11 protein-coding genes are annotated in these 15,967 nt (G+C 54.1%); 4 read left to right on the top strand and 7 right to left on the bottom strand.

The features are described from left to right. Nucleotides 1-53 precede the first annotated feature (53 nt). Nucleotides 54-2,345, bottom strand: a complete 2,292-nt coding sequence (locus CHH28_RS05685; protein ID WP_094059406.1) for a cytochrome c peroxidase — start codon at nt 2,343-2,345, stop codon at nt 54-56. Nucleotides 2,346-2,724: 379 nt separating this feature from the next. Here CHH28_RS05685 and CHH28_RS05680 point away from each other — a divergent pair, with 379 nt between their 5' ends. Continuing rightward, nucleotides 2,725-3,501 (top strand): class II glutamine amidotransferase, encoded by a 777-nt coding sequence (locus CHH28_RS05680; RefSeq protein WP_094059405.1) that lies wholly within the window; start codon nt 2,725-2,727, stop codon nt 3,499-3,501. 216 nt (nt 3,502-3,717) lie between these two features. After that, nucleotides 3,718-5,571, top strand: a complete 1,854-nt coding sequence (locus CHH28_RS05675) for a methyl-accepting chemotaxis protein (RefSeq protein ID WP_199244010.1) — start codon at nt 3,718-3,720, stop codon at nt 5,569-5,571. Between the two features lie 62 nt (nt 5,572-5,633). Here the strand turns inward: CHH28_RS05675 and CHH28_RS05670 are convergent, their stop codons facing one another. Together CHH28_RS05670 and CHH28_RS05665 are read right to left on the bottom strand one after the other, a co-directional pair. Continuing rightward, the gene (locus CHH28_RS05670; RefSeq protein ID WP_094059403.1) at nt 5,634-6,266 is read right to left on the bottom strand and encodes a response regulator; all 633 of its coding nucleotides are present in this window, start codon (nt 6,264-6,266) and stop codon (nt 5,634-5,636) included. Further along, nucleotides 6,263-7,438, bottom strand: a complete 1,176-nt coding sequence (locus tag CHH28_RS05665) for a sensor histidine kinase (protein ID WP_094059402.1) — start codon at nt 7,436-7,438, stop codon at nt 6,263-6,265. The genes CHH28_RS05670 and CHH28_RS05665 overlap by 4 nt, the downstream gene beginning before the upstream one ends. Before the next feature lie 127 nt (nt 7,439-7,565). On the opposite strand from CHH28_RS05665, the gene CHH28_RS05660 reads away from it, so the two are divergent. After that, nucleotides 7,566-8,348, top strand: a complete 783-nt coding sequence (locus CHH28_RS05660) for a MipA/OmpV family protein (RefSeq protein WP_094059401.1) — start codon at nt 7,566-7,568, stop codon at nt 8,346-8,348. Nucleotides 8,349-8,424: 76 nt separating this feature from the next. Here the strand turns inward: CHH28_RS05660 and CHH28_RS05655 are convergent, their stop codons facing one another. After that, nucleotides 8,425-10,389, bottom strand: a complete 1,965-nt coding sequence (locus CHH28_RS05655) for a DNA topoisomerase III (RefSeq protein ID WP_094059400.1) — start codon at nt 10,387-10,389, stop codon at nt 8,425-8,427. Between the two features lie 267 nt (nt 10,390-10,656). On the opposite strand from CHH28_RS05655, the gene yiaY reads away from it, so the two are divergent. Next, entirely contained in the window at nt 10,657-11,805 is a 1,149-nt protein-coding gene (gene yiaY / locus CHH28_RS05645; protein ID WP_094059398.1) for an L-threonine dehydrogenase, read from the top strand. 3 nt (nt 11,806-11,808) lie between these two features. On the opposite strand, the gene CHH28_RS05640 is transcribed toward yiaY, so the two are convergent. The 3 genes from CHH28_RS05640 to CHH28_RS05630 form a co-directional block, all read right to left on the bottom strand. Then, a complete protein-coding gene (locus CHH28_RS05640) occupies nt 11,809-13,116 on the bottom strand; it encodes a cytochrome-c peroxidase (protein ID WP_094059397.1) in 1,308 nt (435 codons plus the stop codon). After that, nucleotides 13,116-13,781 carry a FixH family protein gene (locus CHH28_RS05635; RefSeq protein WP_157729794.1) on the bottom strand — a complete coding sequence of 222 codons (666 nt, stop codon included), beginning with the start codon at nt 13,779-13,781 and terminating at the stop codon, nt 13,116-13,118. The genes CHH28_RS05640 and CHH28_RS05635 overlap by 1 nt, the downstream gene beginning before the upstream one ends. Nucleotides 13,782-14,141: 360 nt before the next feature. Then, on the bottom strand, nt 14,142-15,893 hold the full coding sequence (locus tag CHH28_RS05630) for a choice-of-anchor B family protein (RefSeq protein WP_094059395.1): 1,752 nt from the start codon (nt 15,891-15,893) through the stop codon (nt 14,142-14,144). Between the last annotated feature and the right edge of the window lie 74 nt (nt 15,894-15,967).

The raw sequence follows: 15,967 nt of genomic DNA, 5'->3' as shown, positions 1-15,967 counted from the left end.
GTTAAAGCGGCAAACACCGAACTGTGCTTGCCGCAGGGGAGGTCGAGTGCTTGTTATCGTGGCGGTGCGAGCGGTTCAGACATTGGCGCAGCGGGCACAGCAGAGCTTTCCGTTGTCGTGCGAATATCGACCTGTAAGCTCGCGCCGCGATGCGCGCCACCACTAACCAACAGGTAATACCAACCCGGCGTTGGCGCATCGATTCGCAAGTATTCATCATTGCCAGGTTGCTTTGAGCTGAACGCGTAGTGGCTGTCCGTTGGCCACCATGGAGCCGCCAGCAGATTGAGATCGCCCTCGCCGTGGCGGGTGCGAATTTCCACGCTGGCGTTTGCTTGCGCCACCTGCACGAAGAAATATCCGCGCTCTGCCTGGACGCAGACCGGCTCGCCGGTAGTCACCTCGCCGTAGCCCAGCGCTGGCTGCTGCTGACACACGTCCGGCAGCGCCAGCGGCCGCTCACCCGGCTCACGCACCGCACTCTCCAACGCCAAGGCTACGCTGACGCCGCGATAGCCTTCTGGATGTCCGACAGTGACGTAATGACGCCCGCGATTTAACGTCAGCGTCAGCACCTGCTCGGTGCCCTCACCCACCGAGCTGGCGATGGCATTTTCTGGTGTAGCCCAGGTATGCGGATTAACGAACAACTGCGTCTGGCCCTCACCGTCGCGGGTACTCAGATACACCAAGGTATTGTCACTGGGCACATCAAACGACAAGAAGTGCCATTGACCCGATACACATTCGCCTTGATTCGGTCGCAACATCGCACCAGAGGCCAAGGTATCGCCCTGACGGCAATCCGACGGTAAATACAGCGGCACACCCTGATAGTTTTTGGCGTTCAATAACAAACCGTCGGGATCGCCGTCGCTGCGCTGTGGCAGCCAGGCTTGCAGGCAAGCGGCGTCTTTCACGCAAGGGTCGGTCAGCGCCTTCATAAAATTCACCAGATCGGCTTTGTCTTGGGCATTAAGCTGCAAGGGCTGCAAAACTGGCGCACCGTCGGCAATTTCATCGTCCACCATCACCGCAGCCGGTTCGGTGTTTTCCTCCGCCCAAGGGAACAAACTCTGGCAGTTATCCATAAAGGTAAACTGCGGCTGCGAGCACCAACCCTTGTTATCGAAATACTGCTGAATAAACGGGCGATAATCGTTGTAGTGCTCAATCACCTGCTCCAACGTATCGTAGTTACCAGCGTGACCGTAGGGCCCAGTGACTTCGATGTTCAGCAAGGTGCCGGAGCGAAAGCTGAATAAGTCAGCCTCGTCGCCGTTGCGATGGGTTCGCCCTAAGTCGTTGGTTTCGGCGCCCGGGCTGCCAGTGCCTGGACCAATTTGCGGAAAGGCCAAACGGTGATAATTGGATTCCTTGGTTTGGGTAAAGGTGTCGGTGTTGTGACAGCCGATGCACTGGGTGGGAAGGAAATCTGGCTCGGTGCCGCCGTCAGACGGTGGTGGCGGCATAAAATAATACAAAAATGCGCCGCGTTTTTGTGACTCCGTCAGTGCGGTTTTATCACCGCGTACATAGCGATACCAAGGGTTATCGACAAACACCATGGACTGCTGATACGCCGCAATGGCGCGGCTGATGTTGGCAAAAGTGACCAGCTCTTCGCCCGCATTGGTCGGGCCGTAAACTGCCGCGAAGCGCTCACGCCATTGATTGCGAAATAACTCCCCAGAGCCACTGCCGTAGTCGCCAATGCGCGCAGCCAAATGGGCTCGCACGGCCTCATTGCTGGCGCCTGGCATAAAGTCAAAACCGCGCATTTCCGCGTCGGTAATTACCGGAAATCTCGCCTGCGCCGCCAGTAGGGTATCGCCGGCAGCAGGATCAGCTTCACCGTAGGGTACGTCGGGGGTGCTGATCCCTTGTTGTGGATTTTCCCAATCCACGAACTCCACCCGAGCATCGCGAAATAAACCGCGCTTATAAGCCCACGCATTAAATATCGTCGGTGCGTTGCGCGGCACGTACAACTCACCGGTACTGGTCAGCCGTCCTGGGCCGAGAATATCAGGGTCTGTTGCCAAGCTGCCGACGGACAATGACAAGCCGTCGCCACCGCCTAAATAAGGATGGTGGCAACTGGCGCAGGCCACGTCTTTATTGCCGCTGAGGGCTTTGCTGAAAAACAATAATTTGCCCAACTGAGCTTCAGGATCGCTGATGTCCGGCAAGTCTGTGCCCGCCAATGGGTCACCGGTCAAACCGTGTTGCTGAATCAACTCTGCCAATGCGGCATCGAGATCGTCGGGTATGGGGATCGGGGAAGACCAAGCCTGCGCAGTGAAACACAGGCCGGCCATCCACAAGGAAACGCGAGTGCGCATATTGGCTGTCCTTTTTTCGTCGAATCGTGATCGCCACGGCAGTGACGACGTCTCTTCGCTTTCAATACTGCGCCAGCGAAGTACCAGCAATTCACGCTAAAAAGACTTGGGTTATCGTTGGGTTAAGCCGATCGGTTTGGCGCCATTGTCGACCGTTTAACTAAGATCAAAGTACGACTTTGGCTGAATATGAGTAATGCACAAAACGCCTCCGCCAGCGCCGCAGTTGGCAAAAACAGCCAAGACCTTCGTTGTTTTCTATGAAAGCGTTTCGTGCAAAGCCTTCTGCGCCACCGTTTTCTCAAAAAACGTTGCTAGCAATGACCACAGCGCTGCGCGCCCGTTACAATGGCTTTTTCATTCAGGAATGGCATCGGAAATGTGCGAGCTGTTAGGCATGAGTGCCAATACCCCCACCGACTTATGTTTCAGCTTTACCGGCCTAACGCGGCGTGGCGGTGAAACCGGACCACACAAAGATGGCTGGGGCGTGGCCTTTTACGAGGGCAAAGGTGTGCGCTGTTTTCACGACCCAGAACCCAGCGCTTCGTCGCGCATTGCCGAGCTGATTCAGCAGCATCCGATTAAGAGCAAAACGGCGATATGCCACATTCGACAAGCCAATGTTGGCGATATTAACCTCGCCAATACCCACCCGTTTGTGCGTGAACTGTGGGGACGTTATTGGGTGTTCGCTCATAACGGCCAGCTCAAATCATTTACCCGCCGCGTCGGTATGTACGAACCGGTGGGCGATACCGACAGCGAAGAGCTTTTTTGCGATGTGATGAACCAGGTTCGCCAATCATTACCGCGCGATGCCATGCCCAAACAACTGACCGACATCTTGGTCGAACTGGCCGACAGCTATCGCCAACAAGGCGTGTTTAATTGTTTGTTGAGCAATGGTGATTGGCTGTTCAGTTACTGCAGCACCAAAATGGCCTACATCACCCGCCGCGCGCCATTCGGCCCAGCGCATTTAAGTGATGCAGAAGTCAGCATTGATTTTGCCGCCGAAACGACGCCCAACGACGTGGTTAGTATCATTGCCACCGAGCCCCTAACCGACGATGAATCCTGGACGCTGTACCAACCAGGCGACTGGAAACTATGGCAACTCGGCGAAGTGGTGGCAGAGGGTAATAGTCGGTAATTATCTAACGAACGTTCAAGTATTGCCTCGACGGGCCGATGTAGTCATGCACAGGCATTGCCCGTTACTGGGCATCACCGCACTCCCTGAATGGTCATGAGATATCGCGGGCAAACGGTATCACTGACGAAACATTTGGCAGCGGTCTCAGCATCACAGGTCGTTTGCTGTCAGCCTGCTAAGCTAAAACGGTGCCAAGGTACGAGGACTATACGCATGAACAATATGAGCATTCGCAAGCAGCTGATGCTGGCGGTAGGTTGCACCATTCTGGTGCTATTAGCCTTAAGCAGCGTTTACAGCTACTACCAAGCCCGGGCCAGTCTGGCCGGGGAGATTAGCGAACGGATTCGTATCACTGGCATTAAAACCGCCAGCTTTGTCAGCAACTGGATTGACGCCAAAGGCAAGATCGTCAGCGCCTCAACCGGCTCACTCAACAGCAACTTGTCTGCTGGCGATATCGTCGCCAATGGCCAGCGTGCCGGTGGTTTTATGTACCTGTACTTGGGCACACAAGATGGCAATATGGTGATGCGCCCAGATGATGAGCTGCCGGCTGGCTACGACCCTCGTGTACGTCCGTGGTACACCCAAGCGAAACAAGCTGGAAAGCAAATTATTACACCGCCCTATGTCGACGCCAGCACTGGGGTGATGGTGATTACCTTTGCCGAGCCAACGCGCAACGGTGTGTTGGCAGGCGACGTAGCCCTGACCGAAGTGGTCGATCAGGTACTGGATATCGATCTGGGTGAAAACGGTTATGCAGCTCTGCTCAACGACGAGCAAAAATTCATGGTGCATCCGGACGATGCATTGCTCGACAAGCCCGTCAGTAATTTACTGGACGGCTCTACACGTTTACAGCTCGGCCAAATCGTCACCGCAGAATTTGACGGGCGCAAGAGTTTATTAGGGCTGTACCCCGTTGATGGCACCGACTGGCAAGTGTTGCTGGTGGCCCCCGAGAAAGAAGCGTACGCCAGCCTGTCCGCGCTCAGGTGGTCCAGCTGGGTCACCGGTATTTTAACCATTGTTATCGTTACGCTGATTACCGGCGTGATTATTTCCCGGCTGCTCAAACCACTGGCCAATTTAAGTGTGGCCATGTCCGACATTGCTCAAGGTGACGCCGACCTGACCAAGCGCTTAGAAGTGCTACGCAATGATGAAATCGGTGCACTAAGCCATGCATTTAACGTGTTTATTGGCTCCATTCACGAGTTGGTGTCTCAGAGCATGAGCTCATCGAAAGAACTGGACAGCTTATCCAGCTCGGCGCGTACCAATGCAGAGGAAAACAACCAAGCCGTACAGGTACAGCAAAGCGAAATCAGCCAAGTGGCAGTGGCGGTAAATGAACTGTCATCAACGTCCTCGGAAGTCGCCTCGAATGCGTCCGACACGGCCGGTGCAGCGCAAAACGCAACCGCAGAAGGTCAGTCAGGCATGGTGAATGCCGAAGAAAACAAACGCCGCATGGGCCGCCTGACCGATCAAATCGATGATGCCACCGGTGTGATTACCCAGCTGGATGAGCAAGCTCAGCAAATCACCGGTATTTTGGCCACCATTCAAGGCATCGCTGAGCAAACCAACTTGTTGGCCCTTAACGCTGCTATTGAAGCCGCGCGCGCAGGTGAGCAAGGCCGAGGTTTTGCCGTGGTCGCCGATGAGGTTCGTACCTTATCGCAAAGAACACACGAGGCCACCGGCGAAATTCAGGAAATGATTGATAACCTCAAGCAGCACAGTCAAAGCGCTGTGAGCATCATGCAGACCAGCAAGGACCTCACCGCCGAGACCGCCGACAGCGCCGCTCAGGTGACTCAGAGCTTGACCGCCATTGCTGATGCGTTGGGGGATATTTCGGAACGTTCGCAGAACATTGCCAACGCCTCGCGCGAACAACATGCCGCCACCGAAGAAATCAGCCGCATTGCCACGGCCATTCAGTCAGCATCGGATGACCTGGCGGGCAATGTCGCCGAGGCCATGAACCAGTCAGGTCAGTTGCATACGTTGAGTACCAACATCGCTGGCAACTTATCGCGCTTCCGCGTGTAGCAGCCAGCGCCGCCAGCAATACCGTTACTCTCGCTACCAACACGGGCCATCAGGCCCGTGCTTTATATCAGCCCTTGATCAATGGCTTTTAACACAGCTTGGGTTCTGTCTCTCGCCGATAGCTTTTCCAAAATAGCCGACACCTGATTTCGTACCGTGCCCGTTGCTCGATGCAAAGCCCGGGCAATTTCTTGATTGCTGTGACCCGCCGCCACCAGGCGCAGCACTCGTACTTCGGCGGCGGTCAGTGCCACGTCTGCAGGAAAGGCTTGCTGCTCTGCCAGGCGATAATTGTGAATGCGTTGCGTCAGCGCCGGTTGTAGCCACTCGCCGCCCGAGTGCAACGCATCAATCGCACTGAGCAGTTCATCCAACGCCACATCTTTGCGCAAGTAGCCCTTTGCCCCTGTGCTAATGCACTGGTGCACCAGTTCGTGGTCATCAAAGGTTGTTAATACCAGTACCGGCGTAGCATCGCCTTGTTGCCTTAATGCTGCTAATACCTCGGTGCCTGTCATCACCGGCATACGGATATCGAGCAATATCACATCCGGTCGATGGCGCTGAATCGCTTGCAGCCCCTCAGCGCCATCACAAGCACAGGCCACCACTTGATAACCTGGGCGCAGCTCTAACAGGGTGCGAATGCCATCGCGCACCAGCTGCTGATCTTCAATCAGAACAATTTTGATCACGGTATTCTTTCGTCCTGTCGCGGCAAAGTAATATCCAACTGCAGCCCTGAAGTGGTACAACTCATTGTCAACTGTCCAGCCAACTCTGCCAGTCGCTCGCGCATCCCCTGTAGGCCATTACCAGGCTGTGGAATCGCTCGGCAGCCTCCATTGTCGACGATGCGCAGCCGAATTTGGCCGGGCTCTTGCCACAAGCACACAGCGGCTTTATCGGCTTGGGTGTGGCGCACCACATTGGTCAGTGCCTCCTGCACACTGCGCAAAATAGCTTCCGCCACTCGCACATCATCCACGGTTAACACCGACTCGATTTGCAACCACACCCGTGGCCGCGACAAGCTGGACGCCAGCGTTTGTAGAGCGTCTTGCAGCTCAATACCGCGATGTTGGCGAAAGGTCGATACCGTTTCACGCATTTCACTTAACAACAGATGGGCAATAACACCGGCACGCTGCAGCGCAGCGTCGTGTTGCTCGCCTTGCGTGTGATGAGCGATTTCCAGTTGCAGACTTAACGCCGCCAAATGGTGGCCGGATAAATCGTGCAGTTCGCGGGCGATGCGCAAACGCTCATCGCGTTTACTGGTCGACGCCAATAACTGTTGCGTCGCCGTTAATTCCGTCACCAAACGTGCAGCATGTGCTCGCGCTTGCTGCTCAGATATCAGCGTCACACTTAAATACAGGACGAACAAATTGAAGAGCGTATACAGTCCAAAGTTGACCATGGCGTACTGACCGTCGAAGCCAAGCCAGTGATACAAACCAATCGCCAGTGGTATGAAAACAGCTGCCGCGGCACTCTTGCTGAGCGCCATATATCTGGGTAACTGCCCAACAATTAACAGCCATAAAATGGCGCATATTCCGGGCGCAAACATTAGCATCAGTACGATCGCCGTCGCTGCGGCAATCCATAAGCTGGGTGGCGCCTGCGACCGCTGCTTAACCTTTGGCAATCGCAAATGCAGATTGGCCAGCCAGTTCGCAGCAAACAATGCTGCTGACAATGAAAGCCACAAAGGAGTCGGATTCATTAATGCAGGGCTTTCATCATTAGTCAGCCATAAATACAGCATCAGGCTGGCTATGTAGCCCACCGTGAGACCGGCTAAGGCAAAATCAATCCATTTAAACAGGGCATCACGCTCTAAATTAAAGTTCGTATACAACTGACTGTACCGCTGTTATCCGGCCGTCAGAATAGGGCAAATGTCATGGCCTGTCGTGACATTTGCCACATGTTGCACCTCGCCATTCGGCGCAAGATAAAGGTCACAGTCTTTGCCGGATATTGCTATGCGCATCGTTTATCCCCCGCTTCTCTGCGGCTTGCTCACTGTTCTTGCAGCACCTATCGCCACGGCCGAAACGACTGCGTCATCGTCATGGCAATACGAAGTGGGGGCTGGCAGCCTGGTGCGCCAAGCACCCTGGCATCAACAGCACACTCAACAGTTGAACGTACCGTTATTGAGTGCACGCAAAGGGGGCTGGCAGATTGGTACCGGCAATGGCTTAGTGACCCATCATTGGTCACTGCAACAGTGGCGGCTGTCGACGGCCATTGGCCTGCGCGACGAAAGTGTTAATAGCGATATCTGGGGTGACGCTGACGATCCTCGTTACCGTGGGTTTGACGGTGGTGACATGGAAGTCACGGCCAACTTGGGGCTGGAGTGGCGCGCGCTGTCATTAGGGCTGGCACACGATATTTCTGGGCACTCACATGGCAGCACCGTCGAAGCCACCATTACTCAGCCGCTGTTTGCCTGGCCGGGTCATTTCACCCCCAAAGCTCAGTGGCAGCTGGGCGCTCGCTGGCTGAGCGGGCCATACAGTGACAGCCTGTATGGCATCGATACAGAGCAAAGCACGGCGCAACTACCAGTGTATGACAGCAGTGCCGCCACTAATCCGGTCGCTGGCATCGAGGCGTTGTGGCCGTTCAACCGGCAGTGGCAGATGCGCTTTAAATATCAGGCGGAGTGGCTCAGCGATTCAATTTATGACAGCCCACTGGTGGATCGGCGAGTGCAGCACAATGCCGTACTCACGGTGGTATACCTTGGCAATTTTTGAATCATTCTGCGCTGCTCTGCATCATCGAAGACGGCAACCGCAACCAAAATGGCCAGCGCGACCGTCGGCGGCTCCCTTAGTTTTTCACTCGGCTTTTAGCCCGGTTTTTCGTGCGCTGGTTGGTGCGCGGTTTTGACGTGCGCCGCTTGCCACGACCAGCCGGCTTAGCCGCCGGTGGCAACTGTCGAAACCCCTGCCCATCGAGGGCCGAAGTTTCCTGCAGCAATTGGCGCAAGCGCTGCTCCAATGTTGTCATAAACTGTTGATAGCTGAGCTCACGTTGGCTGATGTCATTCAGCTGGCGTTCCCAATGAGCCGTGGTATCCGGCAAAGTGGTGCTGGCAGGTAAAGCATTCACCAGCGCTTTGCCCAGAGCCGTGGCTTGAATGCTTTTCCCCTGGCGCTGTAAAAAACCGCGTTTAAACAGCAGCTCAATAATGCCCGCACGTGTCGCCTCGGTGCCTAGACCATCGGTATCACGCAGCACCTTACGCAATGACGCATCGCTAACGTAGCGGTTAATGCCGGTCATGGCGGCCAACAAACTGGCGTCGGTAAAGGCTTTCGGCGGCTGCGTCTGCTTATCATCCACACACGGCTCACCGCTCCACAATCGCTGCCCAACGCTGAGTTCCGGCAGTTCAGTGGCCGACTCGTCACTGCTTTGAGCCGCTGCCGGTAGCAGGCTCTTCCAGCCCAGCTCAAGGGTACAGCGCTGCGTTGCGACGAAAGTGCCGCCAGCAATGACTAACTCTGCGCGGCGCTGCTGATAACGATACGGTGGATAGAACTGCCACAGATACTGCCGCGCAATCAGCTGATAAATCTGCTGCTCTGCTTTCGTTAAACGCTGTTCCGGCATCGCTTTGGCGGTTGGCACAATCGCATGGTGGGCACCAACCTTGGCATCGTTCCAAGCGGCCGAGCGGCGCTGCCACTCGGCGTTAGCGCAGGCATCGCCTAATTTTGAACAGGTGTTAGTAATGGCCGTAGCTATGGTCTGTCGCTCGCCCCAGTGTTGGGTCGGTAGGTATCGGCAGTCTGAACGGGGGTAGGTGATCAGCTGATGTTTTTCATACAGAGACTGACAGGTGTCCAGTACCTGTTTGGCTGACAAGCCAAATGCCTTGCCAGCGTCCACTTGCAGGCTCGATAAACTGTATGGCAAGGGCGCCGCCTGCTGTTTGTTTTGCTGTTCAAACGCCGTTACTTCGGCCGGTTGCTGACGGATGCGCGTCGCGACATTGGCTGCCAGCTTTGGATTCAACACTCGGCCATCTTCATCCTGATGTGCGGCACAGGCTTCACTAGGCTGCCACTGGGCATAAAAGCTCAGCGGTAGCTGTGGCTGCAAATGGATGGCGGCCCGCACCTCATAAAAGGGTTTGCTGACGAACTGCTCGATGGCTTGATCACGCCGCACCACCAACCCCAACACTGGCGTCTGCACTCGCCCCACCGATAATACCTGCTGCACACCAGACTGCTGGCCTTTGATGGTGCAAGCACGGGTCAGGTTGATGCCGTACAACCAATCTGCACGACTGCGCGCCAAGGCGGAGACAGACAACGGAATAAAATCAGAGTTGGGGCGCAACTGAGTGAGCGCTTTTTGCACCGCGGCGAGGTTGAGGTCGCTGACTAACAGCCGTTGCATAGATTGCTTTTTCTGCTGCGACACCTTGAGGTAATCAATTACCTCGTCCACCAGCAGCTGCCCCTCACGATCTGGGTCGCCGGCATGCACCAACTGCTGGGCCTGCTTAACCCATTTACGCAACACCGCCAGCTGTTTACGCGCTGATGATTTGGGCTGCAATTGCCATTGCTCGGGCAGAATCGGCAGAGTATCGAGGCGCCATTGCTTAAACGCCGGATTGTAGGCATCCGGTTCCGCTTGCTCTAGCAGATGGCCAATGCACCAACTGACGACATCGCCGTTGCTGGCCTGGATAAAACCTTCGCCCTTTTGCAACGGCTTTGGCAATGCCGCAGCGATGGCACGCCCGAGGCTGGGTTTTTCGGCAATAAACAGGCGCATAGTTCGCTCAACACATGTACATCCATACAGTTTATTGAATTTGAAGGGCACTGAACACCGCAATATTGATTGGTATCAGGCATTGGGCTTTGCCACCGTCGCGACCTTGATTCGCATCAAACTGCAGCCGCCTCAGTGTTTTTACACTGACTCCATACCATCCATCGTTTGCCCACCGCCGCACACGGTTCAACTGACGCTGCGATCTGGGCATAAGTCACCAGCTGAGCTAGGCCGTTTGCGGCCAGTGTTATGGGAGTGTGTTTTATGAGTGTGAGTGAATTTCATATACCGGCACTGAATTTAATGGGCGAAGGCGCCTTAACCACGGCGCTGCAACAACTGCAGCAGCGTGGCTTTCGCCATGCGCTGATCGTCACCGACCAAGGCCTGCAAGCCACTGGCTTGGTCACCAAGGTGACGGAACAACTGCAGCAACGAGATATTCAAAGCACGGTGTTCACCGGCGTTCAGCCCAATCCGACCACCGCCAACGTGCAAGCTGGCTTAGCACTGCTGGCTGACAAACGCTGCGATGTGATCATTTCATTAGGCGGCGGCTCGCCCCATGATTGCGCCAAAGCGATCGCATTGGTGGCCACCAACGGTGGCGATATTCGCGACTACGAAGGCGTGGATCAGTCCGCTAAACCACAACTGCCGCTGGTGGCGATCAATACCACCGCTGGCACCGCCAGTGAAATGACCCGGTTTTGCATCATCACCGACGAAACCCGTCATATTAAAATGGCCATTGTCGATAAACACACGACGCCGATTTTTTCCGTCAACGATCCGCTGACCATGATGGGCATGCCCGCAGACCTCACCGCCGCCACCGGTATGGATGCGCTGACCCATGCCATCGAAGCGTATGTTTCTACCGCAGCGACTCCAATCACCGACGCCTGTGCCATTAAAGCCGTCAGTTTAATCGCCCGATTCCTGCCGCGCGCCGTCGACGACGGTCAGGATGCAGAGGCCCGTGAGCAGATGGCCTATGCCCAGTTCCTCGCCGGGATGGCGTTTAACAATGCGTCGCTCGGGTATGTGCATGCCATGGCGCATCAATTGGGCGGCTATTACGACTTACCACATGGCGTCTGCAACGCTGTATTGCTGCCACATGTGCAGGCCTTTAACGCTCGGGTGGCGGCACAGCGCTTAACCGAGGTGGGGCTCGCGCTCGGTGCTGGCCACAGTGACGATACGCAGCAAGGGGCAGCGGCGTGTATCCAAGCCATCGAACAACTCAAAGATCGTGTCGGCATACCCAAAGGGTTGGCGGCTCTCGGTGCGCAAATGGATGACATCGCGATATTGGCAAAAAATGCATTAAACGATGCCTGCGGACTGACCAACCCCATTCAGGCCAGCCAGTCCGAGATCGAGGAAATTTTTAAAGCCGCTTGGTAACGCCTAGGGTGAATCGGCAAGCCACCAAGGATCGGTGATATCGATGGGCGACGTTAATGTGTGCAGAAACAGCACTAGCTGACGTTGCTCATCCTCGGTTAAATTGAGCGGTACAATATCAAAGTGTGGGCGGCTGGGGTGCTGTGCACGGTCATAAAACGGAGGCAATGGCTTATTATAGTGAGCAATCACCGACATTAAATCGGCCATTTGCCCTGATTGCATATACGGAGCGGTTTTTCCGACGTTACGCAAACTCGGCGTTTTAAATGCTCCGACCAACTCTGGCCCCTGCTTTTTTAGAAACAGCATTTCTTCGCAGTCTTTTTTATCGGCATCGCTAAACTGCGACAGGCAAGTAAATTCACTGTTCTGCAGCGCCACAACACCCTCGTAGCGCCCCATATCCACGTTGGCGGTATTCGGTTCCGGTGCACCAACATTGTGAAATTCAAAGTTAGTAAATAACGGGCCATTGTGGCAACTGGCACAATTGCCTTTGCCCATAAATACACGCAGGCCTTTAACCTCATCCGCCGTCATGATGCGCTGCAATTGCTGCGGTGATTGTTGCTGTTGCAACGCCTGCACAAAACGATCAAACGGAGCGGGCTGCAAATCAATGCGCCGTTGATAGGCCATTAATGCTTTACCAACATTGGCAAACACCTGATTGATAACATGCTGCTGCTGTTGCGTCAGCTGTTGCCAGTGCTGCAGTGCTGTGGCTCCCTGACGTGGACTGGCCGCTGCTGCAGGTACACTGTTAATCACCTCGACTGGCAGTTCACCAAAGACCTGTTGGTATTCCCTGGCATACGCGCGAGCGATGTAACGGGCGATGTCGCTGCGAGCAATGCCATGCTCTTTAACATCCTCCAGTGGTGCCAGCGCCTGCGCCCACAAGCTGTCCGCTCGACCATCCCAGAATTGCCAAGGACCATACTGGGACGTGGCAATGGAGGGGGCATTGCGCTGGGTCACCCCCAGCGCGACCGAGCGCGCAAGGCCATCGGTAAAGTAGCGCTGTGGCTGATGGCAACTAGAGCATGCAACCGAACCGTTACCACTTAATTCGGCATCAAAAAATAGTGCCTTTCCCAATCGCGCTGCGGCTATATCATCCGCCACGCGATTCCCGATGGCCTTCGGCGGCGGCGCCAATTGATCCAACTGGAACTGCGACAAAAATTGAATATCTGCCGCAGTAAATTGATATTCCTGCAAAGACTGCTCAGCAACAGCACTGCAGGAAAAGGCCAATAAAAAAATAAAGCTACCTAAGGACAGGGACTCTTTTCTACGCCACATCACAACACCAAATTAAAAACCAGTGAATCTTGGGTATCGTTATGTTCGATATCAAACTGCATTACCCACCAGCCCGTCATTTGAAATTTGACGCCTTGAACCAAGTACTCGCCCGGTGACAGCTCTTGGGTGATTCGAGGTTGTGTTGGCAACCCATGTACGTGTCCGGGCATATGACCGTCGATGCTGACGTTAGCATTGGCCAACGGACGTCCATCGGAATCGGACACCAACAAACGCCATTGGTGAATTTCATTTAACGGCACCGCTAAATTCGGCTCGGTCAGTGGTTCTACATGAGCAAAATAATGCAAATTGCGCGAACGTTGGAACGTCGATACATCCAAGTCCGCAGGTGCATTTTGACCGCTCAACGCCGGCACTTTCATGGTCATATTATGCTGTTGCTGTGTTTCGGCACCGTCGGTCATACGGCCGTGCATACTGGGGTGAACACTACGAACCGGTGCATTATGGGCCATCACCTCATGATGGTTAGACTGCAATTGCATCGGGCCATGCAAACGCACTTTTTCTTGCCAGACTTGTGTAAAACCCTGGCGCATTAGTAGCAGAGCTTGCTGCTCTAATGTTGCAGATCGCTGACGCAGTAAGGTTCCTTGCTGCTGCCAGTGTTCACGTTGCGTATTTAGTAAATCAACCATGACAGCGAACTCCTCGCCCGCTGCATCATTCTGTCTATTACGTTGCTTAACTCGAAGTTTTTTTATTTCTTTTAGTAGTTCATTACTGCGTTTAAACACCAGGGAAGATTCATTTTCCAGCTCTCTGGCCTCGTTCAAAACAACCTTGGCATGCTGCATGATGGCATTTGACTGACCATGCTCTGCCGCCACCGAGACTGTAAATAAAAGGGTCATATATCCGAAAAACGCTTTAACAAAATTAGTACATTGAACCATCGAGCTGACTCCTAACTACCGGGATGGTTAAAAATCTTAGTCAACGATAGAGACAGGGCGAATTCTCGCCCTGCCTCACCGGTGATGCGTACAGATGGCTGCCTAAGGCGTGATATTGACGGTGTAGTCTTCTACTTCACCGTAATCAAAATCACCACAAGCAGGAGCTGCATTTTGGTAGCGCATGGCAATACGTAAGCGTGTCTTGCCCGTTTTGGCGGATGTTGGAATGGTCAGATCACCCGTAACGGTATTACTGCTCGCCGCAGATGAAAATACCGTTTCTCCGGCATCATCAAAGTCGCCGTCTTGATTGAGGTCGATCCAAATCCGCCAGACTTCGTTGTAACTACCACTGCGAAAGCCAGGTGTTAGTTCAACTGAGCTAAGTCCGGTGGAGAGGTTGATAACGTCACTGGTGAAGTCCGAGTATTTTTGAGCGCCCGAGTTATTGCTAAAGCTGGCGACTTTTACCCCGGCAATCCATTCATAATCAATGTTGTTACCCAAGGCAGCACAATAGTCCGCAGGGCCCGGTTGCTTGATGGCATCCCAGTCTGGGGTCAGAGTGAATAAACCATTGCCAATATCACTGGTAATGACATTGCCGCTGGCAAAATAAATGTAGTTACTCCAAGTACCAGAAAACTGCGCACTGTTGGAATTAGGAATGGTATCGAAATACGCCACTTCCTGAAGCGAACCGGATGCAATGTCCTTGGCGTCTAATATCCGCAATCCCGCACGATAATTAGACTCAAACACATAGCCATCCAGGGTATATAGGTTGTGGTCAATGGCCGCCGTCGGACCAACGTAACGACCAAGTTCTATTGGGTTATCCAAGTCACTGACGTCGTAGATATAGGACGTCGTATTGTGGCCATTGCGCTGCTCATCCAGTTCGTCATTCATGATCAACAAGGCATGATCATCGTTTAGAAACCAGCCCTGGTGAGTGTATTGTGAGCCCTGGTATGGGGTACGGGAAATTTGCTGAGGGTTCGACTTGGTGGTGACATCAACGATGGTAATGGTGTCTTCGTTATAGGCGGCGCAAATTTCACGATTGCTGTAATCGCTGTCCGGGCCGTTATAAATCACACACTGAGCATCGTGAGTGTAACCATCGCTAGAAAAGCAGCCAGCATACGATGGGTTGACCGGATCAGACACATCCACCATATACAGACCACCGCTGCACTGGTTGCTGCCCACCACGTAGGCGTATCCCGTTGCCTCATTGATGGCAATGTTATGCGCGTTGCCAAAACCGCCCATTTGCTTGGTCGCTGTTAACGTACCGCCAGGGGTGACATTGCGCAAACTGGTTAAATCGAACACCTGTAAGCCATGGGTACGGTTGCCGCGACCATCAGCCACGATAAAGGCATGATCATTGTAGGTTTTCACATCACGCCAAGCCGCACTGCCGCCATTGTGTGACGGCAGAAAGCCTAAAAATACCGGGCTGGTGGCATTGGTAACGTCGACAAACGAAGTGCCGTTTGTGCGGCCGACAATCGCAATCTCGGCGCCCGTCTGAGGATCGGTCCAGCCCCAAATGTCGTTCAACTCGGAACCATTGCCGCCCATATTTTCTTTGGCCAGAAAAGACTGTAAATCGACGTTCTTGCAAGGATAACCACCGGCACTACCATTGTCACAGCGAACAACCGCAGACGCAGCGCTGGAGGAGGTCGTCATGACATCCGGTCGGCTCAGGCCTTCACCGCCATTGCTGTCATCAAATTTAAATCCGTCAGGAAACATGGCACTGTGCGCCATGGCTTCCATTGGCAGACAGAAAACACTGGCAGAGACCAGTGCTGCTGAGAGTAGTTTTTTTGTCATAAAGGGATCCCTCTTCTGAATCCTTAGGTCGAGTCAGTATTGGTCGACGAGTCAACGCCTAGACCATGAGATAA

The sequence above is a fragment of the Bacterioplanes sanyensis genome, from assembly GCF_002237535.1.
Taxonomy (GTDB): domain Bacteria; phylum Pseudomonadota; class Gammaproteobacteria; order Pseudomonadales; family Oceanobacteraceae; genus Bacterioplanes; species Bacterioplanes sanyensis_A.
Note: the sequence above shows the minus strand (reverse complement) of the source record. Positions and strands in the feature narration are given on the sequence as shown.

What these genes read in the sequence shown, in the direction of transcription:
- CHH28_RS05640 (WP_094059397.1), bottom strand. Translation starts at nt 13,116, where the DNA reads ATGTGGCGTAGAAAAGAGTCCCTGTCCTTAGGTAGCTTTATTTTTTTA.
- CHH28_RS05635 (WP_157729794.1), bottom strand. Translation starts at nt 13,781, where the DNA reads ATGGTTGATTTACTAAATACGCAACGTGAACACTGGCAGCAGCAAGGA.
- CHH28_RS05685 (WP_094059406.1), bottom strand. Translation starts at nt 2,345, where the DNA reads ATGCGCACTCGCGTTTCCTTGTGGATGGCCGGCCTGTGTTTCACTGCG.
- yiaY (WP_094059398.1), top strand. Translation starts at nt 10,657, where the DNA reads ATGAGTGTGAGTGAATTTCATATACCGGCACTGAATTTAATGGGCGAA.
- CHH28_RS05680 (WP_094059405.1), top strand. Translation starts at nt 2,725, where the DNA reads ATGTGCGAGCTGTTAGGCATGAGTGCCAATACCCCCACCGACTTATGT.
- CHH28_RS05630 (WP_094059395.1), bottom strand. Translation starts at nt 15,893, where the DNA reads ATGACAAAAAAACTACTCTCAGCAGCACTGGTCTCTGCCAGTGTTTTC.
- CHH28_RS05675 (WP_199244010.1), top strand. Translation starts at nt 3,718, where the DNA reads ATGAACAATATGAGCATTCGCAAGCAGCTGATGCTGGCGGTAGGTTGC.
- CHH28_RS05660 (WP_094059401.1), top strand. Translation starts at nt 7,566, where the DNA reads ATGCGCATCGTTTATCCCCCGCTTCTCTGCGGCTTGCTCACTGTTCTT.
- CHH28_RS05655 (WP_094059400.1), bottom strand. Translation starts at nt 10,389, where the DNA reads ATGCGCCTGTTTATTGCCGAAAAACCCAGCCTCGGGCGTGCCATCGCT.